26 protein-coding genes and 2 pseudogenes are annotated in these 24,422 nt (G+C 59.4%); 13 read left to right on the plus strand and 15 right to left on the minus strand.

Translation table 11 applies throughout. From position 1 onward, the window contains the following. Positions 1-61: 61 nt before the first annotated feature. The 3 genes and pseudogenes from JVX98_RS31875 to JVX98_RS32465 all read left to right on the plus strand — a co-directional run. The gene (locus JVX98_RS31875; RefSeq protein ID WP_192448861.1) at positions 62-337 is read left to right on the plus strand and encodes a hypothetical protein; all 276 of its coding nucleotides are present in this window, start codon (positions 62-64) and stop codon (positions 335-337) included. Between the two features lie 245 nt (positions 338-582). Next, the gene (locus JVX98_RS32460) at positions 583-753 is read left to right on the plus strand and encodes a hypothetical protein (protein WP_246765145.1); all 171 of its coding nucleotides are present in this window, start codon (positions 583-585) and stop codon (positions 751-753) included. Next, positions 686-855 (plus strand): annotated as a pseudogene (locus JVX98_RS32465) (histidine kinase); the annotation flags it as partial. The gene JVX98_RS32460 and the pseudogene JVX98_RS32465, both read left to right, overlap by 68 nt. A 319-nt stretch (positions 856-1,174) precedes the next feature. Here the strand turns inward: JVX98_RS32465 and JVX98_RS31890 are convergent. Beyond that, positions 1,175-1,495 carry a plasmid pRiA4b ORF-3 family protein gene (locus tag JVX98_RS31890; protein WP_246765093.1) on the minus strand — a complete coding sequence of 107 codons (321 nt, stop codon included), beginning with the start codon at positions 1,493-1,495 and terminating at the stop codon, positions 1,175-1,177. Between the two features lie 35 nt (positions 1,496-1,530). Here JVX98_RS31890 and JVX98_RS31895 point away from each other — a divergent pair, with 35 nt between their 5' ends. Next, entirely contained in the window at positions 1,531-1,929 is a 399-nt protein-coding gene (locus JVX98_RS31895; protein ID WP_205239770.1) for a hypothetical protein, read from the plus strand. Between the two features lie 46 nt (positions 1,930-1,975). On the opposite strand, the gene JVX98_RS31900 is transcribed toward JVX98_RS31895, so the two are convergent. From JVX98_RS31900 to JVX98_RS31920, 5 genes are all read right to left on the minus strand, one after another. Beyond that, a complete protein-coding gene (locus JVX98_RS31900; protein WP_192448863.1) occupies positions 1,976-2,503 on the minus strand; it encodes a lipocalin family protein in 528 nt (175 codons plus the stop codon). A 611-nt stretch (positions 2,504-3,114) separates the two neighbouring features. Beyond that, the gene (gene hemH, locus JVX98_RS31905; protein WP_205239771.1) at positions 3,115-4,158 is read right to left on the minus strand and encodes a ferrochelatase; all 1,044 of its coding nucleotides are present in this window, start codon (positions 4,156-4,158) and stop codon (positions 3,115-3,117) included. Between the two features lie 23 nt (positions 4,159-4,181). Beyond that, the gene (locus JVX98_RS31910) at positions 4,182-5,465 is read right to left on the minus strand and encodes a cyclopropane-fatty-acyl-phospholipid synthase family protein (RefSeq protein ID WP_205239772.1); all 1,284 of its coding nucleotides are present in this window, start codon (positions 5,463-5,465) and stop codon (positions 4,182-4,184) included. Positions 5,466-5,536: 71 nt separating this feature from the next. Beyond that, on the minus strand, positions 5,537-6,361 hold the full coding sequence (locus tag JVX98_RS31915; protein ID WP_205239773.1) for a DUF1365 domain-containing protein: 825 nt from the start codon (positions 6,359-6,361) through the stop codon (positions 5,537-5,539). Between the two features lie 20 nt (positions 6,362-6,381). Beyond that, positions 6,382-6,726: a DUF2147 domain-containing protein gene (locus tag JVX98_RS31920; protein ID WP_246765094.1), complete on the minus strand. Its 345-nt coding sequence runs from the start codon at positions 6,724-6,726 to the stop codon at positions 6,382-6,384. Between the two features lie 156 nt (positions 6,727-6,882). Between JVX98_RS31920 and JVX98_RS31925 the strand changes: the two genes are divergently transcribed. Beyond that, positions 6,883-7,284, plus strand: coding sequence for a DUF2177 family protein (locus JVX98_RS31925; RefSeq protein ID WP_205239774.1), 402 nt, complete (start codon positions 6,883-6,885; stop codon positions 7,282-7,284). Here the strand turns inward: JVX98_RS31925 and JVX98_RS31930 are convergent. The 5 genes and pseudogenes from JVX98_RS31930 to JVX98_RS31950 all read right to left on the minus strand — a co-directional run bounded on the left by JVX98_RS31930 (position 7,249) and on the right by JVX98_RS31950 (position 10,987). Beyond that, positions 7,249-7,758, minus strand: a complete 510-nt coding sequence (locus JVX98_RS31930) for a hypothetical protein (protein WP_246765095.1) — start codon at positions 7,756-7,758, stop codon at positions 7,249-7,251. The genes JVX98_RS31925 and JVX98_RS31930 overlap by 36 nt on opposite strands. A gap of 86 nt (positions 7,759-7,844) precedes the next feature. Next, the gene (locus JVX98_RS31935) at positions 7,845-8,882 is read right to left on the minus strand and encodes a cyclopropane-fatty-acyl-phospholipid synthase family protein (RefSeq protein WP_205240100.1); all 1,038 of its coding nucleotides are present in this window, start codon (positions 8,880-8,882) and stop codon (positions 7,845-7,847) included. A gap of 102 nt (positions 8,883-8,984) precedes the next feature. After that, positions 8,985-9,695, minus strand: a pseudogene (locus JVX98_RS31940) (DUF1295 domain-containing protein); the annotation flags it as partial. A gap of 3 nt (positions 9,696-9,698) precedes the next feature. Next, complete coding sequence (locus JVX98_RS31945) at positions 9,699-10,352, minus strand: ChrR family anti-sigma-E factor (RefSeq protein WP_205239775.1); 654 nt, start codon at positions 10,350-10,352, stop codon at positions 9,699-9,701. Then, positions 10,349-10,987, minus strand: coding sequence for a sigma-70 family RNA polymerase sigma factor (locus JVX98_RS31950; protein WP_205239776.1), 639 nt, complete (start codon positions 10,985-10,987; stop codon positions 10,349-10,351). The genes JVX98_RS31945 and JVX98_RS31950 overlap by 4 nt, the downstream gene beginning before the upstream one ends. Positions 10,988-11,122: 135 nt before the next feature. Here JVX98_RS31950 and JVX98_RS31955 point away from each other — a divergent pair, with 135 nt between their 5' ends. The 3 genes from JVX98_RS31955 (at position 11,123) to JVX98_RS31965 (ending at position 13,076) form a co-directional block, all read left to right on the plus strand. Further along, positions 11,123-12,454, plus strand: a complete 1,332-nt coding sequence (locus JVX98_RS31955) for an NAD(P)/FAD-dependent oxidoreductase (protein ID WP_192449273.1) — start codon at positions 11,123-11,125, stop codon at positions 12,452-12,454. 92 nt (positions 12,455-12,546) lie between these two features. Then, positions 12,547-12,900: a biliverdin-producing heme oxygenase gene (locus tag JVX98_RS31960; protein WP_205239777.1), complete on the plus strand. Its 354-nt coding sequence runs from the start codon at positions 12,547-12,549 to the stop codon at positions 12,898-12,900. Continuing rightward, the gene (locus JVX98_RS31965; RefSeq protein ID WP_205239778.1) at positions 12,897-13,076 is read left to right on the plus strand and encodes a hypothetical protein; all 180 of its coding nucleotides are present in this window, start codon (positions 12,897-12,899) and stop codon (positions 13,074-13,076) included. Before JVX98_RS31960 ends, JVX98_RS31965 begins: the two co-directional genes overlap by 4 nt. Before the next feature lie 23 nt (positions 13,077-13,099). On the opposite strand, the gene JVX98_RS31970 is transcribed toward JVX98_RS31965, so the two are convergent. Both JVX98_RS31970 and JVX98_RS31975 read right to left on the minus strand, forming a co-directional pair. After that, entirely contained in the window at positions 13,100-15,562 is a 2,463-nt protein-coding gene (locus tag JVX98_RS31970; protein WP_246765096.1) for a PAS domain-containing protein, read from the minus strand. Positions 15,563-15,720: 158 nt separating this feature from the next. Beyond that, the gene (locus JVX98_RS31975; RefSeq protein WP_205239779.1) at positions 15,721-16,125 is read right to left on the minus strand and encodes a response regulator; all 405 of its coding nucleotides are present in this window, start codon (positions 16,123-16,125) and stop codon (positions 15,721-15,723) included. 203 nt (positions 16,126-16,328) lie between these two features. Here JVX98_RS31975 and JVX98_RS31980 point away from each other — a divergent pair, with 203 nt between their 5' ends. The 3 genes from JVX98_RS31980 to JVX98_RS31990 are packed head-to-tail and all read left to right on the plus strand — an operon-like array spanning position 16,329 to position 20,070. Further along, positions 16,329-18,584, plus strand: a complete 2,256-nt coding sequence (locus tag JVX98_RS31980) for an ATP-binding protein (RefSeq protein WP_246765097.1) — start codon at positions 16,329-16,331, stop codon at positions 18,582-18,584. Positions 18,585-18,587: 3 nt separating this feature from the next. After that, the gene (locus JVX98_RS31985) at positions 18,588-19,046 is read left to right on the plus strand and encodes a response regulator (protein ID WP_192448876.1); all 459 of its coding nucleotides are present in this window, start codon (positions 18,588-18,590) and stop codon (positions 19,044-19,046) included. A gap of 1 nt (position 19,047) precedes the next feature. Further along, positions 19,048-20,070, plus strand: coding sequence for a sensor histidine kinase (locus tag JVX98_RS31990; RefSeq protein ID WP_246765098.1), 1,023 nt, complete (start codon positions 19,048-19,050; stop codon positions 20,068-20,070). 42 nt (positions 20,071-20,112) lie between these two features. Here the strand turns inward: JVX98_RS31990 and JVX98_RS31995 are convergent, their stop codons facing one another. Both JVX98_RS31995 and JVX98_RS32000 read right to left on the minus strand, forming a co-directional pair. Next, entirely contained in the window at positions 20,113-20,499 is a 387-nt protein-coding gene (locus JVX98_RS31995) for a response regulator (RefSeq protein WP_205239780.1), read from the minus strand. A gap of 144 nt (positions 20,500-20,643) precedes the next feature. Beyond that, complete coding sequence (locus JVX98_RS32000; protein WP_371826592.1) at positions 20,644-21,198, minus strand: phosphotransferase; 555 nt, start codon at positions 21,196-21,198, stop codon at positions 20,644-20,646. A 386-nt stretch (positions 21,199-21,584) separates the two neighbouring features. On the opposite strand from JVX98_RS32000, the gene JVX98_RS32005 reads away from it, so the two are divergent. Together JVX98_RS32005 and JVX98_RS32010 are read left to right on the plus strand one after the other, a co-directional pair. Next, on the plus strand, positions 21,585-22,682 hold the full coding sequence (locus JVX98_RS32005) for a carboxynorspermidine decarboxylase (RefSeq protein ID WP_205239782.1): 1,098 nt from the start codon (positions 21,585-21,587) through the stop codon (positions 22,680-22,682). Positions 22,683-22,744: 62 nt separating this feature from the next. Beyond that, positions 22,745-23,983, plus strand: a complete 1,239-nt coding sequence (locus JVX98_RS32010; RefSeq protein ID WP_205239783.1) for a saccharopine dehydrogenase family protein — start codon at positions 22,745-22,747, stop codon at positions 23,981-23,983. The last annotated feature ends 439 nt before the right edge of the window (positions 23,984-24,422 follow it).

Genomic DNA, 24,422 nt, shown 5'->3' on the forward strand with positions numbered 1-24,422 from the left:
GAATAGATCAGGGCGTGATATATGGTCGCGCTCGAACTTACTCATTTCTGAGGAGCCTTTGATGGCACCGGACACGAACGAGCTGCAGGCAATCAATACCGCCTGGCAGATAGCGATCCAGGAAATCCTGCGCATGGTCATCCGTGACATGTACCGTGGTGCGGGTGAAGCGGCCTTCAGCGCCCATATCAAGCGGATCGAAGAAGCGGCCGTCGACAGCATCCAGACCGACTTGAGGCTTCGCGGAACCAGCGAGTGGACCGAAATGCTGGTCAAGGAACGTGCCAGCAATTTCGTGACGACGCTGCTGACCTCCTTTACCTACGACCGTGCCTGACCACGATAGACGGTCATCCGAACCGCCAGTCTTTATACGGTACCGTGCCTGAAGTTTCTTATGGTCTGCGAGGTTGATCTGTCAGGCTCCTGCCTAAATCACTCTAACGCCGCGATAAGCCAAGCGGTCGGCATGGATGAACACACCACAGAACGCCTTGCAGCCATCGTCGAGTTCTCCTTCGACGCGATCATCAGTAATGATTTTCAGGCTTGATCGTCAGCTGGAACAAGGCCGCCGAACGCATGTTCAGCTATTCGGAATCCGAGGTGGTCGGACAGCCGATCTATCTGATCATTACCGATGACAAACGGGATAAGGAGGCGGATATCCGATACCAATGCGCAGGAGACCGTCGATCTCGGCACATATGTCAGCCAGATTGCCGCGGCCGTGATGGCGGCGCATGCGGTTAAGGGTATTGGGCTGGATACGAAAGTCGACACCTGGCCCGTCTCCATCAATATCGCGATGCCGGTCGGCTGGTCACCAACGAATTGATGACGAACGCCCTCAAAGCAACCATCCGGTGAGGGCCGAAGTAGCCGAGGCTTCTTGCGATTTTTTTCCGCCACTTCGATGGCGGGCCGCCAATTCCGCGAAGATTGCGGATAATCTGTTGAAGGTTTTCGATCCCCACCTGGGTGAACAAGATGATGTGCTCGCTGAGCTCCGAGGCCGGATAATCATCATATGCACACAAGCAGCCATCTTCAGAGAACATCTCAATCGAACATTCTCGCAAGAAGTCTTTGTCCTCATCAATCATGGCTGCGACATACTTCAGGGTATACAGCGCAGAGTTGCGCTAGCCCATGATGCCTCGTTCTGTATTTTCTAGATTTGGTCAGTGCTGCTGGTTTTGGCTCTTCGCAAATCCAGCTTTCCAAGTGTCCGACGTCGCGCAATTTTAGCGACACGGTCTTGAATGATATCAACGCTTAAATCTTCTGGTTCAAAGCGGCCACCATACCAACGCACGAACTCTGGATGCTGCGCATGTCGTGGCCTTGCCATGACGCTCAGGAAGCATACGGCCTGAATGACATCGTGGAGCCCCTTCAAGCTCATCGTGAGTGGAACCTCGACCCTGCGCCAGATCAAAGGCTCGATATCGTCGAGTTGGATATGTAGCCTGGCGATGCGATCGACGGTCATGATGCCAACGCTATCATAGGGCGCGGACCTGTCCAATGCTGGCAGGCCTCGACCCCTATGCTGTCCACGAATGGCATCTGGCCGTCTATGCCGACGCGTTCGAATGGGTGGAATTGCCCAACGTCATTGGCATGAGTCAGTTTGCCGACGGCGGCTTCATGTCGTCCAAGCCCCATGCTGCGAGCGGCGCCTACATCGCACGCATGTCGAACTACTGCGGCGGATGCCGATACGACGTTTCGAAGAAGAGCGGCAAAGGCGCCTGTCCCTTTAATGCCCTGCATTGGGATTTCATCGTCCGAAATGCTGATAGCCTCTCCAAAAACCATCGTCTCGCCCAGATTTACTCCTCTTGGGATCGTATGAGCCCGGGAAAAAAGGAAGCCATATCGGAACAGCGCATCCTCGTTTCTGCAGAAGCTGGACGATGGTGAACGGGTTTGAAAGGGCGTCATCTTTCAGTTAGGCATTCGATACATCTCACTGAGGCGGAAACTCGAGCTTGCGCACGTCATATCCGAGTTCGCTCGCTTTACTTATCATGCGCTGGAGCTTCGTCTTGGAGGGGACGGCACGGGCATAGATCCAAAGGTCCGTCATGGATGGATTGGCGCTGATGAACCAGGATTTGTCCGGTGATTTGTAGAGAACCCAGTAGTTGAAAGTGACCAGCAGCGGGTAGCGAACGCGCAGCTTCGCATTCGTCGATCCGAAGTCCTGGATCTTGCCATTGCCGCGAACCGTCTTGAGGCGGCCTTCGGGCGTATCCATCCGGCAACCATCCTCAACCGAGACCTCGTCCGGTGCTTTGCCTTGCCGGTAGGTCGAGTAACCCGCGACGCAGCCGTCCGTCAGGAACATGGGTGTGCGACCGATCTCCAGCCAGGTGCCGCGGTAGTGATCTGGCCCTACTTTGGCGACCTTGGGGGCCGCAGATGCAGTTCCAGCACCGGCTGAAAGGAACGCTGCCAACAGAGCGGTCCCGATCGTGAGCGTGAGATGGTTCATGAAATCCTCCCTATTCTAGGTTATGATCTCCGTAGCGCAGTAAGTAACTTTTATTGTAATAGTATAGTCGCGATGATAATCTAAAAAAAATGGAAAATAATGGCAGCATTCACGATGTAAATTCCTAATTATCACTGATAACGAAAAAGGACTACATTCCAGTTTTCATCAATCGTCACGTACCTCACGATTTTCGAAACCCGAAGGCCAGCCTTCGGATCTGCAAAATCACATCGCGGCTGCTAGCGCTTTTCTCCTGTTTGGAAATGGCCCCTCGAGATAGTGCGATCGGCCAGTGAATTCAACGAATACGCCTTTTCCTACGACGTCATAGATAATGTTTAATCTACCTTCGCCAGCGACTCTGCAACTCCGACACATTTCTTTGTAATGTTTCGCGTTCCCGCCGTACCCTTGTTGTTCGTAAAGGTTTGCTAATTCCTTAGTCTCAGAGTGGGAAATCAAGACGCGACTACAGCGAGCAAGTTTCGTGTCGGGACAGTGATCGGCACGCGGCAGTTTACGTCCGTATTGCCGCTTAGACCGAAAGAAGCAGCGCGATACTGCTTCTATTCAAAATGAATTCCCGGGAGGCAGTAATTTGAGACCTATTACAGCGGCTTGGGGTTGACCCAACCCGAAAGCTCCCGCCTGACGATCTTCTCGAGCACTTTCATGCCTTCGGAGGAATCGTTGAGGCAGGGGATGTGCGCGAACTTCTCGCCGCCGTTGTGCAGGAAGCTTTCGGCAGCCTGCTCGGCGATCTCTTCCAGTGTTTCCAGGCAGTCGGAAACGAACCCGGGATTAAGCACGGCGATACGCTTGACACCTTCCTGTGCCAGCTTTTCAACTGTCTTGTCGGTATAGGGCTGCAACCATTCCTCCGGCCCGAAGCGGGACTGGAAGGTGATTAGCAGCCTGTCGCTCGACCAGCCGAGGCGTTCGCGCAGCAGGCGTGCGGTCTTCTGGCATTGGCAATAGTAAGGGTCGCCCTTCTCGAAATAGCTCTTCGGAATGCCGTGGAAGGAGGTAAGTACCTTTTCCGGTTCCCAGTCGAGCGTTGCGAGGTGTTTTTCGATGGAGACGGCGAGCGCGTCGATATAGGTCGGGTCGTCGTGATAGGGCGGCACGGTGCGCAGCGCCGGCTGCCAGCGCATCTTCAGCAGCGTCTCGAAGGCCTTGTCGTTGACGGTGGCCGTGGTGGCGGCGGCATATTGCGGATAGAGCGGGAAGACGAGAATGCGTTCGCAGCCGGCCTTCTGCAGCGCGTCCATGCGCGATGCGATAGACGGCTGGCCGTAGCGCATGGCCCAGTCGACGATGACGTTGGCATGGTCCTTGAGGGCTTCGGCCATCAGTTCGGCCTGGCTGCGGGTATAGGTCCGCAGGTAGCTCTCGTTCCTGTCCTTGTTCCATATCGTCTCATAGGCCTTGCCGACCTTACCGGGGCGAGTGTTGAGCACGATGCCGAACAGGATCGGGTACCAGGCGATGCGCGGCCACTCGATGACGCGCTTGTCCATCAGGAATTCCTTCAGGTAGCGCCGCATGGACGTGTAGTCCGTGCCGTCGGGCGTGCCGAGATTGACGAGCAGAACGCCCACCTTGCCGTGTTTGACAGGCGGATGGCTGTGTTCGATTTTTGCAGATGTCATTCGCATTCTTTGTTATGCCAATTTCAGTTACCAGGAAGCGTGGGAATAAGCTCGGTAGTATCCGCCCTCGCGCGAATGGGGTCGGCAGGCCGTTCCAATACATAGAGGCCGACATTTATGGTTCCGGCCTTAAAACCAGCCGCGCAGTAGCAGAGGTAATAGTCCCACAGGCGATGAAACTGTTCACTGTAGCCCAGTGCGCTGATGCGGGGCCACGCGGCGCGAAATCGCTTCCGCCACTCGAGGAGTGTTCGAGCATAATCCGATCCGAAATACTCGCATTGGACCATTCGAAGCCCTGCGTGCGCAGCTTGTGACTGGATGATGTTTTTGGTCGGAAGCATGCCCCCGGGAAAGACATGCCGCTGAATGAAATCTGCCGCGTCTCGATATGCGGCAAAACGACTCTCATCGATCGTAATGACCTGAAGGACGGCGTGCCCGCCCGCGCGAAGCCTTTGCTGCAGCATATTGAAAAACAGCGGCCAATAGGCCTCGCCAACCGCTTCCAGCATCTCGATGGACACGATCCGGTCATAGCTTCCTGTAACATCCCTGTAGTCTTTCAACTGCAGACGCACCGCTTCTTGAAGGCCTTTGGCCCGGATGCACTCCGTCGCATGGTCCAGTTGCGCGGAGGATAGCGTGACACCATCCACCGTGGCGCCCGCATGGGCGAGGCTTACTGCGAGTGCTCCCCAACCGCAACCAATCTCCAGAACTTGCTCGCCACCCTTGATCGACAGGAGCTGCTTGACCCGCTCTATCTTTGCCCGTTGGGCCTCCTCCAGGCTGAGGGCCGGTTCCGCGTAGAGCGCGGAGGAATAGGTCATGCTCGGGTCGAGCCACTCTCTGTAGAAAGCGTTGCCGAGATCGTAGTGATAGGCGATGTTCTTCCGGCTACCGGTCCTGTTGTTCGCGCGCAGAGCATGGCGAAACCGCTGCAGCAGCCTGACCGCCAAGTGACCTGAAATCTTCCCATCGAGCATATCGATGTTGCGTGCGGCCAGGTCCAGAGTGGCTTCCAGATCCGGCGTCGACCAGTCCCCGTCGATATAGGCTTCCGCGAAGCCGAGATCACCACCTGTCGCGAGCCGACGGACGGCCCGCCATTTGTGAATAGTGATCGCCGCCGAAGGCCCCGGACGTGTGCCGATATGTTCAATACGTTCGCCGGAGGGTAGGATGACGCTGATTTTCCCGATATCGACCGATGAAATGACGGCGTCCAGCGCGCGCGCGAAAACTCCGATTGTCGCTCTGTTTTCGCCAAGGCCACGCCTGAATATTCTTGCTAATGCGAGCACGATGTGTTCCTGGAAAAATTCGATAAAATTATGGGTTCAGACGCCTCAGGCGCCGTGCGTTGGAAACCGGTTCACGCGGCGTCTGTGTAACTCGCGGTTTCCGGCGGCGGCGGACTTGTGCGGAAGCGCGCGCCCTTCAGCCACAGCTTGAAGGCTTCCCAATGGATGCCGGCCATCACCTTCATCGTCATGAAGGGGAACCGGATCAGGTAGCGTGCCAGCATGGCGTCCGTCAGCGGCGCCGCGTCCGCGTTGAACGTCGCGACCATGACGGGGTCCTTGCCGGCGGTCTCATGAATTCGCACCCGTACGGTCCTGCCGGGCGGCAGAATGCGGAAATGGTAGCGCAGCCCCATGTCCATGAAGGGGGAAACATGAAAGACTTTCATCCGCGTCTGCCTGATGCCGGCGGCGCTGATGTCGCCCGCAAGGACCGGCGCCACGTAGCTGTGGCGTTCGCCGTAGGTGTTCCTGACTTCATAGATGATGGCAATCAGCCGGTCTTCGTCATCATAGGCGAAATAGGTCGAGAGCGGGTTGAAGACATAACCGAACATGCGCGGGTAGGCGAGCAGCAGGATACGGGCCGCGGCCCTTTCGAGACCGGCGCGCGCAAGCAGGCGGTCGGCGTACTCTCGCAGCGTCTCCCCGTCCTCTTCGACGTGATCGCGCTCGTGGAACGACAGGATGCCCGCGCGGTTCACGGCGAGCAGGCGGGTTAGTCCCGCAAGATCGGCAAGCCGGTCGACATCGACCAAAAGGGAAAAGACGCTATAGCTGAAGCGATGGCCGAAGGGATGAAGCCTCTGGTGCATCACTTTTCCCGGATAAAGCGTCCCGGCCGCAGAGGGAGGAGGGCCGTTGTCGGCCATGCTGGTGACCGGGATCTGCTTCATGCCCTGCTTCTTTCCGTTCATCATCGGGCGGGTTGCCAGCGCACGTTCTTGCAAAGCACGCCGCCGAGAATACAGCCACGCGTTAGAAGCGAATTATCGGATACCTGCACCGTGATCGAATAAGTGCGATCGCGTTTCTCATCAAAGGCGGTACCGGACAATTTATCCGGCGATTTGGGCTGAAGCGACATGATCAGGCGGTCGCCGGCCTCTTCGCCCTTGCTGGTATCCCGGATCCAGAGATTGGTCGCGCAGATATTGCGGCCGCATGGTGCGATGCGCACACGCGCGTTTCCGTCGTCGCGCAGCCAGACACCGCTCGGATCGGCGGATTGCTGCGCTTGGGACATCGCGGCAGTCAGCATCAGGGCGGAAAATGCAGTCAGAACGACTATCCTCATCGGACTATCCTTGTTGCTTTTCCCTGAATACGCACGCGCGGGCGAATCGGTTCACTCAAAGTGATCCGTCAGGACGACAAAGGCGTAGAAATGTCGAGAAATGTCCTGGGATACATCGGTATGAAAACCATAGTCACCGCCTATCTGGCGACCGGCATCGCCTTTCTGATCCTTGATGCCATCTGGCTTTCGACGATGGCGGATATGCTCTACCGGCCTCTCCTGGGCGACAAGCTGGCGCCGCAGTTTCATCTGGCGCCAGCCGTTGTGTTCTATCTGATCTATGTTGCCGGCATCGTGTTTTTCGCCGTGATGCCTGTGCTCGACGGGGGCGGGCTCGGCAAGGCGGCGCTGAACGGTGCGGTCCTCGGTCTCGTGGCATATGCGACCTACGATCTCACCAACCAGGCGACGCTCAGGGACTGGCCGCTTTCCGTTACGCTCGCCGATATTGCCTGGGGTGCTTTCGTGACCGCGGTCGGCGCATCAGTCGGCTTTCTCGCGGCGAGCCGCATCGGCTGACCGTTCGGCGTCGGCCAGAATGCCTGAGAACAGGATGGCGACGAAGGCTGTGAGCATGCCGGCGCTCATCAGGTTGAGCCGTACCAGGGCGGCGTATTGAACTGCATTGTACTGCGCGAGCGGCAGCGCATAGACATCGTGCAATAGAAGGAAAACGCCGAAGGCGAGCGCGGTAATCGCGAGGGCGACGACACGTTCCCGCGGGCGAAACAGCAGAAGCGCGATGACCCCGCACGGAACCAGGAAGATTTCGACTGCAGAAGCCGTGCCGAAGAGCCATGCCGAAAGCACGGTGTTGCCGATCCCCGCCAGCGGCAGCAGAGCCCGCCCAGCAACATCATTCCGGCGCGCCACGGCCGGCACGGCGAGAAAGAACGGTGTCGACAGGAACGTGAACCAGGCGGCGGTGATATCAGCACTCACCAGCCAGAAGAGATAGAGTGGGTAAAAGGGCTGGTTCGAGGCGACCAGCAAGGATATCAGGTTCGCCGCAGCGACACGCGGGTCAGGATGGTGCATATAGGCCCGCACCATCGCGGCGAGGCGTTTAAGGAGGAAGATCACCGGCCTGCGCCGGCCGGGATGAGGCGGTAGTGGCTCACACCCCATTCTTCCCCATCGGCATGGCCAAAGAGACCAGCCGTGGCGAGGAAAAACATCCGCCAGCGCCGCATCCAGACGGCGGCGTCCTTGCCGTAGGTCGCTTCGAAGATGGCGCGGACAGCGCCGCGGTTTCGGTCTAAATTATCGAGCCAGTCCCGCGCGGTGCGCTCGTAATGTCTGCCGTTCCAGCGCCAGTCCTGTTCGACAGCGAAACTGTCGCCGAATTCGCGGACCAGTCCGTGGCTGGGCATGACGCCGCCGGTAAAGAAATACTGCGCAATCCAGTCTGCCTTGTCGGCATGGTCGAAGCGATAGGCCGTCTTGCGATGCGAGAAAACGTGCAGGAAGAGCCGTCCGTCGTCGCGGATCCAGCCGCGTGCACGCTGGAGCAGGCAATGCCAGTTGGACATATGCTCGAACATTTCCACCGACACGATGCGGTCGAAGGTGCCGCCCGGCGAGAATGTGTTCATGTCGGCGGTGATCACGGTCAGATTGCGAAGGCCGCGGCGTTTGGCTTCCGCCTCGATATAGGTCCGCTGCGAGGATGAATTCGAAACGGAGACGATACGACCGGACGGAAAGCGCTCTGCCATGAACAGCGAGAGGGATCCCCATCCGCAACCGAGCTCGAGGATGTCCTGCCCGTCGGCTAGGTCCGCGTGAAGGCATGTCTCTTCCAACGCCGCGATTTCCGCCTCTGCGAGTGTCGTGGCGGGCGAGGCATAGAGGCAGGATGAATACTTGCGGCGCGGGCCGAGCACCAGCGAAAAGAATGCCGCGGGAAGCTCATAATGCTGGGCATTCGCATCATCGGTATGCACAGCGATGGGCCATTCGCGCATGGAGCGCGCAAAGTCCCGGTCCGTCGGACCGCTCCCTTCCGCCAGCAGCCGGCGCGTGCGGCCGACGAGCCGGCTGATACCGAACCGCAGGGCACTATCGGATAACGGCAGCCGCTCGGCGGCGTTGATGGCGGTAACGGCAAGGTTCATGTCGTCTGCTCCCGTTTTTTGTGGGCCCGGCCAGAAGGCATTGACGCGCCTGGCATAGGCGGTGAAGGCAGCGCCACGCGAACGCATCATGTGCGCTTCAAGCGGCGGAATCCCTGAAACATGCACCAGCAGCCAATAAATCAGGGCGGGGCCTGCAAGCGCCAGCCAGCCCCAGCCCCAATTGCCGGCAGGGCCGATAGCCACGACCGCATAGCCAACCCATCCGAGCCACTGGAAGAAATAGTTGGGATGGCGCGACAGGCCCCAGAGCCCAACATCGCAAACCTTGCCCCTGTTGGCGTGGTCACCGCGAAACCGTTCCAGTTGCGCATCGGCGATGCCCTCTGCGAGGACGGCAATGACGATGATCGCGATGCCGGCAATATCGCTCCACTGCCAACCAATCGCCGGGTTGCGTGCTGCGTCGAAGATCGTCGTGGTGAGGAGAAGCGCGGCGGCGGCCTGGATCTGCAAAAACAGGAAGAGACGCCCGCGCCAGCGCTCGCCCCATTCCTCCTTAAGTTTCGCGTAGCGAGGATCCTCACCGCCCTTCAGCGTGCGCCGCAGGATATGCAGGCCGAGACGACAAGACCAGAGCGCGGCCACCGCTGCGATGAGAAGCCGTCGCTGCCCATCGCCCTCCCAGCCCGAAACCGGAACAAGCGCGGCGGCGACGCCCGCCCCGCCCACGAGAAAGGACCAGACGGTATCGACCCAGCCGGATCCCGCCCCCTTCACGACCGCGAGCCAGACGGCTGCCATGCCCAGTGAGATAGCAGCGGCCAGAAGGAGGAAGAGCACCGACGCCGACATGGTTCAAATCCCGAAGATCGGCTGCAGCATGCGCCCAATGACATTGTTGAAGCGCATTTTACCCTCCATAGCCGCAAGGCAAATACAATCAGCGCCGTTGTCGACGACCGGTCGGTGTTCGACGTCCTCATCCATTTCCGCGAGATCCCCTGGACCGAATGTTCCGAAACGATCGGTGTATGAACCCGATACGATGTAGGTGAACTCGGTGCCCACATGACCGTGGTCGGGAAGAGCGCGGCCAGGGCCGACCTTGAGCAGGATGAGATTGGCATCGGGATCCTGCGGCACGCCGACCCGGCTCATCTTCATGCCTGGACCGATCCAGCGCCAGCGTCCGATATCGCAGCCGCGCAAGGCGTCCGGCAGGCGAATGCCTTCAATCTCCACCGGCGCTAGCGGCGACGGTTCTATGGGGGCGGCAGCGTCTTCGTCATCGAGCATGGCGAGCACGTCGCTCAGCGCGGTCGCCGACATCTGCGTCGGTTCCGTTTCTTTCAGGAGCGCGCCGCCCAGCGCCTGATATTTGCCGATGAGGGCGCGACAGGCCGGGCAGCTTGCCAGATGCGCCTTGACGACGATGGCGGGCGCGGCGGCAAGCGTGCCGGCGGCATAGCGCATCAAGGTCTCGTCGGTTGGGTGATGTGTGGTGGTCATGATTTTTCTTCCAGCAGCGCGCGAAGCCGGTTCATGGCCAGGCGTGTTCTAGATTTGACGGTGCCGAGCGGAATACCCAGTTCATCGGCGATTTCGGTCTGCGATTTCTCACTGAAATACGAGAGGCGGATGATCGTTTGCTGCTCGGACGAGAGCGCGGTCAGCGCGGCGCGCACCGCCGCATCCCGCTCGGCGCCGAGCATTCCATCCTCGACCGTATCCACCGCCATCTCAGGATCTGGCGGCAAAGCCGATGGGTCCCTCTGTCGCCGCAGATGGTCGATGCGAATGTTGCGCGCGACCGTAAAGATCCAGGTGGCGACCCCTGCGCGATCCGCATCAAAATACGATGCCTTGCGCCAAACGGTCAGCATCGTCTCCTGCACGAGATCCTCCGCTGCGACGGACGACATCGTCCAGCGCAGGAAGAAGGTCTTCAGCTTCGGCCCGAAATAGCGGAAGAGCAGGGCAAAAGCCTGGCGATCCCGATCCTGTGCGACCTGTCTCATCATTTCGACAAGGGCATCGGTCGAGGGCGTCTGTTGTTTGTCCCTTGAGCTTACCACAGCAAGCCGCCGGCCGGCCTGGAGACCGGGTTTGTGTTCAATCTCAACGGGGTTCGAAGCTTCATTCATGCATCCTTCTACGCGGTGCTCTCCGAAGCGGATCACCCTGTACGATATCGTTCCTTCGCAGTGATCCGTCAGAAGTCCCCGCCCGTAAAGGGTACAGATAGTTGTCCAGAGTTCGAAAGCCGCAAAAGGATCATTATGCGCCATTTTCCTCAAACGGATCGGCCACTCAAAATCGCGATTGTCGGCACGGGCATCGCCGGCCTGTCAGCGGCGTGGTTGCTGTCGCAGCGCCACGAGGTGACGGTTTTCGAGGCCGACAATCGTATTGGCGGCCATTCGCACACGATGGATGCGGGTGGCACGCCGGTCGATACAGGCTTCATCGTCTACAACGAGGCGACCTATCCCAACCTTAAGGCTTTGTTTGCACATCTCGACGTGCCGACCAAGGCATCGGACATGTCCTTCGCCGTCTCGATGGACGGTGGGAAGCTGGAATATGCCGGCACGAATCTCGCCGGTCTTTTCGCCCAGCGCAGCAACCTTGCCAGCCCGCGCTTCTGGTCGATGCTGCGCGACCTCGTGCGCTTCTACCGTCAGGCACCAAGCGGCGTGCGCGATCTCGATCCCTCCGCTAGCCTTGACGAGTATCTCGACAGCGCCGGCTTCGGGCGGGCGTTTCGAGAAGACCACCTCTACCCGATGGCGGCTGCAATCTGGTCGACGCCGGCGCTTGAGATCGGCAACTATCCGGCGCTCTCCTTCGTGCGCTTTTGCGAGAACCACGGCTTGCTGAAATTCGTACGAAGGCCAATCTGGCGAACGGTCGATGGCGGCAGCCGTGCCTATGTCGAGCGGCTCACGGCACCATTCCGCGACAGGATCCGGACAAATGCGCCGGTGAGGTCAATCCGCCGCGTCAACGGCGCGGTGGAGATTTCCGTGGGTGGTGCGGAGGCGGAATGGTTCGACCATGTCGTGATCGGTGCTCATGCAGACCAGGCGCTGGCGATGCTTGCTGACCGTTCCCCGCGCGAGGCTGCGCTGTTGAGCGCTTTCGCCTATGGCGACAACGAGACGGTCCTCCACCGCGATGAAACCCTGATGCCACGCCGAAGGCGTGTCTGGGCAAGCTGGAATTATCTTGCGCAATCCGGACGTGACAACACGGCGGTGCGCAAGCCCTGCGTCACCTACTGGATGAACCGGCTGCAGGGGATTTCCAATCCTCGTCCCTGCTTCGTGACGCTTAGCCCGTTACACGCTCCCGCCGAAGATAAGATAATCTGGCGAGGGCTCTACCAGCACCCTCTCTTCAACGCCGCGACGCTTGCCGCGCAAAGACAGCTTTGGTCGCTGCAGGGCGAAGCCAATACGTGGTTCTGCGGGTCCTATTTCGGATCCGGCTTCCATGAGGATGCCATTCAGGCGGGCTTGGCTGTTGGCGAAAGCCTGGGTGGAGTTATGCGGCCATGGTCCGTCCAAGGAGAATGCGATCGAATTTTCCGAACCCTGCAGGGCGCTTGATTGCGTGCGCTTTCAGGTTCTTTAGCAATTCTCGGTGCTTCCTGCCCACCAGTCTGATACCACGGAACACATGGGACACAGTGAAAGGCGGTTTGCGCTTCGGGGATCCAACCCGAGCCAACCATGAGAAACTCGACGCCGCGATCGGCGCATTTGAGAGCATAACGGCGTATCGGCGCTATGTGGCCTTCCTCGGCCGTTTTAGCTTCGCGATGGATAGGGTCTTGCACGATGTCGTCTGGCCGGGTGATTGGTTCTGGCGTCCGACCGCCGTGTCCGATTCGATCGCGCAGGACGCGAAAGATCTGGGGCTCGGGCTTACACCCACCGAAACGACGGATGCGTTATTTGACGATCAAAGTGGTTTGTTGGGTGCGGTCTATGTTCTTGAGGGGTCAACCCTCGGTGCGCGCGTTTTGAGATCCGAGCCGCCGCGCTTTGAATGACCGATGGTTTCGGTGCACGGCATCTGGCGGTTATGACGCGCGACATGTCGTGCTGGCAGTCCTTTATTCGTCAACTGGACGATGTTGAAGACTTCGACATCGAATGCGCCGCCCAGGCCGCGAATGCAGTCTTTGATCTCGCCTTGCGATGCGTCGAGACAGGCGGGCTACCGTAGCCTGACTTCAAAGCGAGCGCCGATTAGGCATCGATCACGCGTCGAACCTTCTCGGCCAGCTGCTCCAGACTGAAGGGCTTTTGAAGCAGGTGAGTTCCGGCGTCTAGGATGCCGTTGTGTACGACGGCGTTTCGGGTGTAGCCGGTTGTATAAAGGACCTTTAGTTCCCCGAGTTTCTTCGACGCGAGGGTGGCGAGTTCACGGCCCGTCATCTCAGGCATGACAATATCCGTAAAAAGGAGCGCGGGCTTCAGGCCTTCTCCCAAAAGGTCGAGCGCTGCCGCGCCGCTAGCAGCTTCCGCCACCGTATAACCGAGTTCGCGTAGCGCCTCGACGGAGAAGTTGCGCACCCGCTCGTCATCTTCCACCACCAACACGAGCTCACCGCGAGCACCACGAGCCGGCTCAGCATTCTGTGGCGAAATCTCCCTGGTTTCCGCCTCGCCGTAATGGCGGGGCAGGTATAGTTTCACGGTGGTGCCGTGACCTTGTTCGGAATAGATCTTCACGTGTCCGCCGGACTGACGCACGAAGCCGAAAACCTGGCTCAGGCCGAGGCCGGACCCTTTGCCGACCTCCTTTGTCGTGAAGAAGGGATCGAAGGCTTTCGCAAGAGTGTCATCGCTCATTCCTGTGCCGGTATCGGTGACTGCGATCATCACATACTGGCCAGGCGACATCGAATGTTCTTCGGCATAGTCCTCGGAGACGAATGAGTTGGCCGTCTCGACGGTGAGCCGACCCCCGTTCAGCATCGCATCGCGGCCGTTGACTGCAAGATTGAGAATCGCATTCTCAAGCTGGCTGACATCTGCGTTAATACGCCATAGCCCTGCGGCAAGCACGGTCTCGACCTGGACCTGCTCTCCGAGAGCTCTCGTCAGCAGGTCGCTCATGCCCGCGACCATCCGGTTCGGTTCGATGATTTCGGGTTGGAGCGGCTGTCGACGGGAAAAGGCGAGCAGACGTTGAGTGAGCGCTGCTGCACGGTTTGCACCATCCTTGGCGGCTTCTATGTACCGTCCCAGATCGGTTTCGCCGCGTGCGAGGCGCCTTTCGAGGAGGTTCATCGCGCCCAGAATGACGGCGAGCATATTGTTGAAGTCGTGGGCTACACCGCCGGTAAGTTGTCCGACTGCCTCCATCTTTTGTGCCTGCCGCAACTGTGCTTCGGCCTCCAAGAGCCTGGCGGTGCGCTCTTGCACCGCCGTTTCAAGATCTTCGCGGGAGCGGGCAAGAACCTCACGTGCGTCGATGATATCCTGGATGTCCGTGCAAGTACCGAACCAGCGGGATATTGCACCGTCCTCATTGCGCACAGGCTGCGCGCGGCCCAGCACCCAGCGGTACTTTCCGCTTCGATGACGGAGCCGATATTCGATGTGATAGGGCTCTCCGGTCTGCAGGCAATGCCGCCAGACGGTCCAGGCGCGGTCCTGGTCTTCCGGGTGAAACATCCCTGCCCAGCCCTCGCCATCGGTCGAGCCTGACGGGACGCCGGTGAAATCGTACCAGCGCTGGTTATAGTAGTCGTGATATCCATCCGGGGTCGTCGACCAGATCATCTGGTCGATGGAGTTCGTGATCGCCCGGAAGCGCTCCTCGCTGTCGCGAAGCGCGGCCTCGGCATTTTTTCGGTCGGTTATATCGAAGCTGATGCCGGGGAAGCGCAGAGGTGTTCCGTCCGGCGCAAGCGTCGGCCGACCCTGCGCGATGACCCATCTGTGTGTGCCGTCCGCCTGGACGAGGCGGTATTCCTGAGAAAAGACGCTGCCATTCGTCAAGGCCGCCGCGATAGCTTCTTCGACATTTGGAAGATCGTCGGCGTGAATGGCATCGAAGAAATCGGCGATTGATGCACCGGCGCTCGCCTTTTCGCGCGGAACGCCGTAGAGTTTGGCAAAGCGCGCGTCGGCGATCACCCGGTCGTTGGGCACATCCCAGTCCCAGGTGCCCACCGTATCCGATGCGCCCAGGGCGTATTCCAGCCGTTCCTCGCTGGCGCGCAGCGCCCGCTCGGCCGACAGGCGCGCCGTCGTCTCGTTGCCCTGGTTGAAGATGCCGAGAACCTTGCCGTTCTGTCCGAAAATCGGTGCGAAGCTGTAATCCCAATGGGTCTGCTGTATGCGGCCGCCGCGCTGCATGGGCAGCATCTGATCGGTAACCGAGAACCCCTGACCTGTCTGCAGCACGGCGAGGAGCTGGGGCTCGATCACATGCCAGATATCGACCCAGACCTCGCGGGCCGGACGCCCCAAAGCCCACGGGTGCTTTTCGCCGGCAATCGGTGCCCAGGCATCGTTGTAGAGAAGATGAAGATCGTCACCCCAGTAAAGGGCGGTGGGAAGCGCGGTGTTGAGACACAGGCTCAACGCCATCCGCAGCTCCTGCGGCCAGTCGGCTTCGGCACCAAAGGACGTTTTCTCCCAGTCACATGCCCGGATGCGCTGATTCATTTCGCCGATTGCGTTGGAGGTAGGAGTCATCTTGCCGTTTCTCGAGGTGTCGCGGGCTTATATGGGGAAGTCCGAAGAATTGAAAAGCGTGGTAACTCTGTGAAAATTAAAAATAGAAAGGGATACAAGAGGGAGTGATGCGCGTTCACGCGCGCGCCGCGGCGACGTGGCCGGCATTCGCCTCGACGCTACGAACGCATGCGCCGGCTCGGCAGGACGGTGCCTTTCGCCCTGATCTGATCGTCGAGTTCGGCGATCACATTGTCGAGACTGTAGGGCTTGGCGAAGATTCGGCCCGCCACCGGCAATGCCTCTTGCGTCAGATCGCCTCTGCCCGAAACGACGATCCTGGCTGCGTCCGGCCGGCAATTGCTGAACAATTCCAGCAGGTCGAGGCCGCTCAGGCCGCCCGGCAGGTCAACATCCGTTACCAGGCCGTCGATCCGGGCGTGCCTCGCGATGTGTCCTATAGCCTCCAGAACATTGGATGCCGCCAGCACCCGGTACCCCTCATCTTGCAACGCTTCGATCAGGATGAGGCGGATGAACGGTTCGTCCTCGACGACGAGAATGGTGGATTGCGACGCGGCCATCTGTTTCTCCAGTTCACTGGTTTACACAACGTGCATCCCCTGGAATTTCGCCCGTCCCCAAGGCCAGTCTTTGCGAACAATCTTAATAAAATGCAAACAACCCTTCTGTCGGCTCAAGACACGGTCTCCGCGTGTCGGATGCGCTAACGGGATAAGGGCGCGGCGGGGGCCTACCAAAATTGCGGCCCGCTCTTAGATAGTAGTTGGTCTTTATAACCCTTCGATGGTCGGTTTACACGATCCCGAATATCGCTAGGTTTCGCCGCATTGGCGTAGGGAGAGGGGATTCGATGTCAGGGAGCCGAAGCGATCTGGATGCTTGCGCACGCGAGCCGATTCATGTTCCCGGCGCAATCCAGCCCCATGGATCTCTGCTCGTTCTCGATCCCGCCGATCTCGCCGTCTTGTGGGTATCGGCCAATTTCGAAGAGATCACGGGCCGGACGCCGGTCGAACTGCTCCGTTCTGTCGAGGCCGCTTTGCGCGCCTGGCGGGCCACCGGAACGCATAGCTACCGCGCCCGGCTGCAGAATCCGGATTTGGACATGGCGGCACATGTCCATCAGGGCCGCATTGTCGTCGAGTTCGAACGCAGCACGCCCGTTTTTCACAACGCGCTTCTTTTCCGTCTGACCGGCTTCGCGCAGCAGATGACGGCGACCGAGGAGCTGGCGGATGCGCTTTCTGCAACCACGCACCTGATCGCCGAGCTGACGGGCTTCGACCGGGCCCTCGTCTACCGGTTCGATCCCGAGTGGAACGGGCATGTCGTGGCCGAAGCCGGCAACGGTATGCTGCCGTCTTATCTTGACCTGCGTTTCCCCGCTGCCGATATCCCGGCGCAGGCACGCAATCTCTACAGCCTCAACCGCATACGCCTGATTCCCGATGCGAATTACACGCCGGTCTCGCTCACCGCGATCGGAGAGGAGCAGGATGCGGGATCCATCGACATGACGTTCACGCAGCTTCGCAGCGTCTCGCCGATCCATCTCGAATATATGCGCAACATGGGCACGCTCTCGTCCATGTCGATATCGGTCATGGTGGACGGCAAGCTCTGGGGCCTCCTGTCCTGCCACAGCCGCAATGCCCACCATGTCACGAGCGACATCCGCGAGGCCTGCGATTTCGTGGTCCAGAGCCTGGCCATGCGGATCAGCTCCGACAGCCGGGCCGAGACGGCGGCCCTCGGCATCGAGCTCGCCCGCGTGCACACCAGGCTTTTGGCCGAGATGGCAAAAACCGACAAGTGGGACGAAGGCCTTGCCCGCGCGCCGGCGGCACTGTTGGAACTCACCCGGGCCGACGGGGTGGCGATCCTGTCGCAGGACAGTTTCCTGCCTGTCGGCCAGGCTCCGGAAGAACGTCAGGTAAGGCGAGTGGTCGGCCGCCTTTCGCAGCAGGGCGCGGCCACCGACTTCTATTGTACGGATTCCATCGCTTTGGAACTCCCGGAGGACGACGTCTTCACCGACGCCACCTGCGGTGTTCTCGCCTTGCGCATTTCCGAAGTGCAAGACAGCTGGCTTGTCTGGTTCCGCCAGGAAGTGGTCAAGACGGTCACCTGGGGCGGGGATCCGCACAAGGTGGTGCGGGAAAGCGGGCGGATCCATCCTCGCAAGTCGTTCGAGGCCTGGCGCGAGATGGTGCGCGGCAGGAGCGCGCCGTGGCATCCAGCAGAGGTCGCCGCCGCGCGCGACCTGCGCGCCTCGATCGTGGAGATCGTGCTGAAGAAGGCCGAGCAAATGGCCAGACTTGCCGCCGATCTGCAGAAGTCCAACAGGGAACTGGAGGCCTTCTCCTATTCAATCTCGCACGACCTGCGAGCGCCGTTCCGTCATATCGTCGGCTTCTCCCAGCTTCTGACGGAGCGGGAGAAGAATCTTGGCGAGCGCTCGCGCCATTATCTCCAGATGATTTCGGATTCGGCGCTGGCCGCGGGTGAACTCGTCGACGATCTCCTGACGTTCTCCCATCTCGGTCGAGCGGCACTCTCCGCGGACAAGGTGGATATGAACAAGCTCGTCGACGAGGTGCGGCGGGGACTGGCGGAGGAGGCGGCGAGCCGTTCGATCGTGTGGCAGGTCGATGATCTGCCCCCTGCGACGGGGGACGCCACCCTCCTTCGGCAGGTCTGGTACAATCTCATCGACAACGCGGTCAAATATACGCGGCTGCGTGAGGAGGCGCATATCGAGATATCCGCCGACCGGACCGATGATGGCGTGCTGTATCGGATCGCCGACAACGGCGTTGGCTTCGATATGGCTTACAGGTCCAAGCTGTTCGGTGTATTCCAGCGGCTGCAGCGAAGCGAGGATTTCGAGGGCACCGGTATCGGCCTTGCCCTCATCAAGCGCATCGTCGAGCGGCATGGCGGTAGCGTGGACGCCATGGGCACGATTGACGAGGGCGCATGCTTCACCTTTTCCTTACCGGCGCTACCTGAGGAGTGATCCATGCCAGAAATGAGGCCTATCTTGCTCGTTGAAGACAATCCCCGGGATCTCGAACTGACCCTGACGGCGCTTGAAAAGTGTCAAATCGCCAATGACATCGTGGTTGCCCGGGACGGCGCCGAGGCGTTGGATTTTCTCTATCTTAGCGGTTCCCACGCGGCCCGCGACCCCGGTGACCCCGCCGTGGTGCTCCTCGATCTCAAGCTGCCGAAAGTCGACGGACTGGAGGTGCTCGAAAAAGTGAAGCGCGACGAGAACCTGCGCCATGTGCCGATCGTCATGCTCACCTCGTCGCGCGAAGAGCAGGATCTTGTGAAAAGCTACGAACTCGGGGTCAACGCATTCGTCGTCAAGCCGGTCGAATTCAACCAGTTCTTCAAGGCGATCCAGGACCTCGGTGTGTTCTGGGCGCTTCTCAACGAGCCGCCGCCGAAGCTGCGGCTGGTGGGCGGCAACTGACATGGCCGGCATGCTGCGGATCCTGCTGCTGGAAGACAGCACCATCGATGCTGAACTCATTGAAGCGCAGCTCGAAAGCCTGGATGAGGCGTTCGCCGTGACGCGCGTCGCGACGCGCGCGGCCTATCAGGCTGCGCTGGCGCATGACGTCTTCGACCTCGTCCTTTCAGACTTCTCGCTTCCCGATTTCGATGGGATGGCCGCGCTCGACCTGGCGGTCGCCTTGGCGCCCGATGCGCCGTTCATTTTCGTCTCCGGTGTTCTCGGCGAGGACGCCGCGATCGAAGCGTTCCGCAAGGGCGCGACGGACTATGTTCTGAAGCAGCGCTTGGCGCGTCTGCCGGCTGCTGTGACGCGCGCGCTGAACGAAGCACGCGAGCGGGCAGAGCGCAGGCGGATCGAGCAGCAGAAGGATTTGCTGGTCCGTGAACTCAGCCACCGCGTGAAAAACAATCTCGCCGTCGTACTTTCGCTCATTCGCCGGACCGGTCGCAGTTGCCGGTCGGTCGCCGAATTCGAGGAGAAACTCATCGCCCGCGTGTCTGCGCTGGCAGACGCCCACGAGCTCCTGTTTGAAGGCAATTGGGACGAGACCGAGCTTCTGATCGTTTTCCAGCGCGCTGTTCGCCCACACAACAAGGATCTATCGCGCTTCGACATTGGACGGCACGATCTCGTTCGGCTGGACCCCAAGGCCGCGCTCTCCATCGGAATGGTATTCAACGAACTGGTGACGAACGCCTCGAAATACGGCGCGCTGGCCAATGAGCATGGCAGGGTCTCAATAGCGTGGGCGGTCGACAAGACGGGGCCGGGGCGGTCCGTGCGCCTGAACTGGACCGAACGCGGCGGACCGGCCGTCAAGGCGCCTGATGACGAGGGTTTCGGCACCCGGCTTATCAAGGCCAATATCGAATACGAGCTGGGCGGGCAGGTAAACCTCCATTACCTGCCGGACGGGTTCAGGGCCGAGATAGACCTTCCTATCCCCGAGAGCGAAGCGCTGAGGGCGGTGTCGGACTAAAGGATACGATCCCGGCACTTCGCCGGCTCGAATCTTACGCGACTAGGAAGCTGTCTTGGGTGCTGCGGCAATCTGCTCCGCGAGCCTGGTCTGCAAGACCTTGAGGTCGCAAGGTTTCGGCAGCAGCACGATGTCGGTCAGTTCTGTCCGGGTGTCAGGCAGTTCAGCATATCCGGAACAGACGACGAAGGGTGTGCCAGCTTTGACGAGTATCTCGATAACGGGGTAGGAGTAGACGCCTCTTAGATTGAGGTCGAGAACCGCCCCGTCGATGCCGGAAGAAACCGCCTGAAGGGCTTGCTCGACGCTTGAGACGGGGCCGATTACCTTGGCGCCGAGTTCCGTGAAGAAGTCTTCAAGGTCGAGGGCGAGGAGAGGGTCGTCCTCCAGAATGAGGATACGTTTGTTTTCTAGACTGTATTTTTTCATTATACCCTAAACGTCTATGCCAGTACCCATCTAACTAGGATCGCCGAGCTATCCGTCAATGTTTCAAAAAGCCGAGGCAAGCGATATCGCGTGAAGTCGCACATCTCCTCAATACCGACGCAGTGGTCCACGGTTCTTATCGGCTCAAGCGCTTCTGCCTAATCCACTGCCCACGCGCAAACCGTTCCGCAAGGCCTCGAGTCCGGCGTTCAAGGCGCTGACGTCGCCATGCTCCGGACCGAAGACGACATCCAGCAGCGGGAATGTGCTCCTGTAAGAGCAGATCCGCTCCCGCATGGCATCGATCCCGGGGTAGGACCACCGCATCAGCGCGAGGAAATCGTCACCCAGGCCAGCCGAAAGGCTGGCGAGGTCGTAGGCCGGATCGCCGATCGCGCATCCGGCAAAGTCGATGATGCCCGAGACGTTGCCATCATCAACGAGGATGTTTCCCGTGCCGAAGTCGCCGTGGATGGCCGCCCTTGGATGCGGCTCGTCGTTGCCAGCGAGAAACCGCTCGAACCTGGCGCCCACCGCCATGGCAGTGTCGGTAGGCAGCAGTGGCAAGACCTTGGCATCGACTTCCGAAAGGAGCCCGGACCACTCGGCCAAGGGATCATCTGGCTCGTCCGCGCCGCCGAGTATGTCGACCGGCAAAGCATGCAAAGCCAGAAGGAAGCCCGCAAGCCTGTGTATCAAGTGGAAGCCAATCCCGTGTCGGTATTAACATCCGGCTGGAGGTTGACTTTGTGGCGCAGGGAGGCGATGAACCGCTATGCTAAACGCCATGGTCCAGCTTCGTAGAGAGCCTTCGCGCTCTAAAAACGGTTCGCAGCCCGAACGCAGGTGACACCTGGTTTGCGTTCGGGGTCTCCAGGAACTCCTCCCGAACAACGCGCCACCTTCGCGGTTACCGCCGCACCAATGATCTGAAATCTTGACCAAACGTCCTCTGCCTCGCAGCAGCTCAGGGTCCTTCCCGCACGCATTCTCCCTGTTTGGGTGTCGTTTGTGAATGCGAGCCGAAGCCTTGATTGCCAACGGTAGGGTTAGCATATCGTCCATCCACTCTGAGGGAGTTCATCGTGATTCAAACCCCGTGCTACGTTATCGACAAAGGCAGGCTCCTCTCCAACCTGGAGAAGATCGCACTTGTTCGTGAGCTATCGGGAGCCAAGGCCCTGCTGGCGCTCAAGTGCTTTGCCACGTGGTCCGTCTTTGATTTCATGCACGATTATATGGACGGAACGACCTCGTCTTCGCTTAACGAAGTGCGCTTGGGGCGCGAGCGTTTCGGTAAAGAGACACATGCCTATTCCGTTGCCTATGCAGACTATGAGATCGACGAGGTCGTTTCTCATGCGGACAAGATCATCTTCAATACGATCGGCCAGCTTCAACGATTCAAGGCTCAGTCCTCGGTCATCGCCCGCGGCCTTCGCCTGAACCCCGGGATCTCCTCATCGAGCTTCGATCTTGCCGATCCCGCCCGGCCCTTCTCGCGTCTCGGCGAATGGGATCTCACGCGAGTGGAACCGGTCATGGACCTGGTGTCGGGCTTCATGATTCATAACAATTGCGAGAATAGCGATTTCGATCTGTTTGAGCGAATGCTCGGCCATATCGAGCAAAAGTTTGGTTCGCTCCTGAAAGAGGTTCGTTGGGTCAGCCTTGGCGGCGGCATCCACTTTACCGGAGAGAACTATCCGCTCGAAAGGTTCGCCGAACGCCTCAAACGTTTTGCTGGTGACTATGAAGTGCAGGTCTATCTGGAACCGGGTGAGGCCTCGATCACCAAATCGACCACGCTGGAAGTCACCGTGCTCGACAAGCTTTACAACGGCAAGGACCTTGTCGTGGTGGATTCGTCCATCGAAGCGCACATGCTAGATCTTCTGATCTACCGCGAGAGCGCGAAGGTCTCTCCGAACCAGGGACCTCATCGTTACATGGTCTGCGGCAAATCCTGCCTGGCCGGCGATATCTTCGGCGAGTTTGATTTTCCGAACGCGCTGAACGTCGGCGATCGTCTTTCGATCCAGGATGCTGCCGGCTACACGATGGTCAAGAAAAACTGGTTCAACGGCGTGAAAATGCCGGCAATCGCCATCCGCGAACTTGATGGCAGCCTCAGGACGGTCCGCGAGTTCGGCTACGCGGATTACGAACAGAGCCTCTCCTGATCCTGGCCCTCAGCCGGCAGGTGGACTTTCTGACGATTGGATATAAGGAACTCGTCCTCATCATGAAAAAGAATGTACTCATCATCGGCGCAGGCGGCGTCGCCCAGGTCGTTGCGCACAAATGCGCCCAGAACAACGATGTTCTCGGCGACATAAACATCGCTTCGCGGACGAAATCGAAATGCGATGCGATCATTGCCTCCGTTCACGAGAAGGGCGCGATGAAACAGCCGGGCGTGCTTGCGGGCCATGCTCTCGACGCGCTCGACGTCGAGTCCACGAAGACGCTCATCACGGCGACGAAATCCGAGATCGTCATCAATGTCGGCACCGCCTTCCTCAACATGTCTGTGCTTCGGGCCTGCATGGACACCGGCGTTGCCTATATCGATACCGCGATCCACGAAGAACCGAACAAGATCTGCGAGACCCCGCCGTGGTACGGTAACTACGAGTGGAAACGAGCTGCTGAATGCGAGATGAGAGGCATCACCGCCATCCTCGGCGCCGGCTTTGATCCGGGCGTCGTCAACGCCTATGCGCGCCTCGCAAAGGACGAGTATCTGGATAAGGTTACCGACATCGACATCGTCGATATCAATGCCGGTACTCATGGCAAGTATTTCGCAACCAATTTCGACCCGGAAATCAACTTCCGCGAATTCACCGGCGTCGTTTATTCATGGCAAAAAGGCGAGTGGCAGGAGAACCGCATGTTCGAAGTCGGCAAGGAATACGACTTGCCGGTCGTCGGAAAGCGCATGGCCTATCTCTGCGGCCATGACGAGGTGCATTCGTTGGCCAAAAACATGGACGGCGCCGATGTGCGTTTCTGGATGGGCTTCGGCGATCACTATATCAACGTCTTCACAGTGCTGAAATCGATCGGTCTGCTCTCCGAACAACCGGTCAAGCTCGTCAACGGCGAGGAGGTCGTCCCGCTTAAGGTCGTTAAGGCCTGCCTGCCTGATCCAGCCTCGCTCGCGCCGGGGTACGAAGGCAAGACCTGCATCGGCGACTATGTAAAGGGCCTGAAGGACGGCAAGGAAAAGACAGTTTTCATCTACAACGTGGCCGACCACAAGGAAGCCTATGCAGAAGTCGGTTCGCAGGGCATCTCCTACACTGCGGGTGTCCCACCCGTTGCAGCCGCCCTGCTCGTGGCCACGGGTGAGTGGGACGCGAAGAGGATGGTCAACGTCGAGGAACTCCCGCCCATTCCATTTATCAAACTGCTAAACGGTATGGGGCTACCGACCCGCATCCAGGATGAGAATGGCGACAGACCTCTGTCCTGGTAACACGTCTATCGTCGTGTCTAACACTCGATGGCGCTCGGATCGCGGCAGCAATCGTGATCCGAGATTTGTTATGGTCCGGGACGGTGAAGGCAAGCGTGCGCAAAGCGGCAGTCGATTCCACCGCCACTTTGGCGGGCCGGTATAGTGCCTGCCAAATCTCATTTGGGCCGCGTCTGGACTAAATGTCCCCGGACTGTCAAAAGTCTTCAAGGACGCGATCGCCGTTATCTTTAGAACGGGGTCGGGCGACCGATTGACGTCACGTTGCTGCCGCGAGATCACGCTGGCCGTCCTACTATCAGCGGACAATGGCGGGGCGATGGTTTCGTTCGACCCAAAGCGGCTACTCTGCCGCGCTTCGGATTAACACCCAAGAGAGATCAATCGGACGAGAGCCATCATAGCATACGGCGGAGTTTGATCCTCCGGCCATGGTGGG

It is taken from the genome of Ensifer sp. PDNC004 (assembly GCF_016919405.1).
Taxonomy (GTDB): Bacteria; Pseudomonadota; Alphaproteobacteria; order Rhizobiales; family Rhizobiaceae; genus Ensifer.

Excerpts from the sequence above, each read along its gene's own strand:
- JVX98_RS32010 (WP_205239783.1), top strand. The coding sequence starts at position 22,745 with ATGAAAAAGAATGTACTCATCATCGGCGCAGGCGGCGTCGCCCAGGTC.
- hemH (WP_205239771.1), bottom strand. The coding sequence starts at position 4,158 with ATGACATCTGCAAAAATCGAACACAGCCATCCGCCTGTCAAACACGGC.
- JVX98_RS31915 (WP_205239773.1), bottom strand. The coding sequence starts at position 6,361 with ATGAAGCAGATCCCGGTCACCAGCATGGCCGACAACGGCCCTCCTCCC.
- JVX98_RS31950 (WP_205239776.1), bottom strand. The coding sequence starts at position 10,987 with ATGAATGAAGCTTCGAACCCCGTTGAGATTGAACACAAACCCGGTCTC.
- JVX98_RS31875 (WP_192448861.1), top strand. The coding sequence starts at position 62 with ATGGCACCGGACACGAACGAGCTGCAGGCAATCAATACCGCCTGGCAG.
- JVX98_RS31895 (WP_205239770.1), top strand. The coding sequence starts at position 1,531 with ATGCTGGCAGGCCTCGACCCCTATGCTGTCCACGAATGGCATCTGGCC.
- JVX98_RS31955 (WP_192449273.1), top strand. The coding sequence starts at position 11,123 with ATGCGCCATTTTCCTCAAACGGATCGGCCACTCAAAATCGCGATTGTC.
- JVX98_RS31995 (WP_205239780.1), bottom strand. The coding sequence starts at position 20,499 with ATGAAAAAATACAGTCTAGAAAACAAACGTATCCTCATTCTGGAGGAC.
- JVX98_RS31985 (WP_192448876.1), top strand. The coding sequence starts at position 18,588 with ATGCCAGAAATGAGGCCTATCTTGCTCGTTGAAGACAATCCCCGGGAT.
- JVX98_RS31945 (WP_205239775.1), bottom strand. The coding sequence starts at position 10,352 with ATGACCACCACACATCACCCAACCGACGAGACCTTGATGCGCTATGCC.
- JVX98_RS31890 (WP_246765093.1), bottom strand. The coding sequence starts at position 1,495 with ATGACCGTCGATCGCATCGCCAGGCTACATATCCAACTCGACGATATC.
- JVX98_RS31965 (WP_205239778.1), top strand. The coding sequence starts at position 12,897 with ATGACCGATGGTTTCGGTGCACGGCATCTGGCGGTTATGACGCGCGAC.
- JVX98_RS31935 (WP_205240100.1), bottom strand. The coding sequence starts at position 8,882 with ATGAACCTTGCCGTTACCGCCATCAACGCCGCCGAGCGGCTGCCGTTA.
- JVX98_RS32460 (WP_246765145.1), top strand. The coding sequence starts at position 583 with ATGTTCAGCTATTCGGAATCCGAGGTGGTCGGACAGCCGATCTATCTG.
- JVX98_RS31975 (WP_205239779.1), bottom strand. The coding sequence starts at position 16,125 with ATGGCCGCGTCGCAATCCACCATTCTCGTCGTCGAGGACGAACCGTTC.
- JVX98_RS31970 (WP_246765096.1), bottom strand. The coding sequence starts at position 15,562 with ATGACTCCTACCTCCAACGCAATCGGCGAAATGAATCAGCGCATCCGG.
- JVX98_RS31920 (WP_246765094.1), bottom strand. The coding sequence starts at position 6,726 with ATGCTGACTGCCGCGATGTCCCAAGCGCAGCAATCCGCCGATCCGAGC.
- JVX98_RS31990 (WP_246765098.1), top strand. The coding sequence starts at position 19,048 with ATGGCCGGCATGCTGCGGATCCTGCTGCTGGAAGACAGCACCATCGAT.
- JVX98_RS31900 (WP_192448863.1), bottom strand. The coding sequence starts at position 2,503 with ATGAACCATCTCACGCTCACGATCGGGACCGCTCTGTTGGCAGCGTTC.
- JVX98_RS31925 (WP_205239774.1), top strand. The coding sequence starts at position 6,883 with ATGAAAACCATAGTCACCGCCTATCTGGCGACCGGCATCGCCTTTCTG.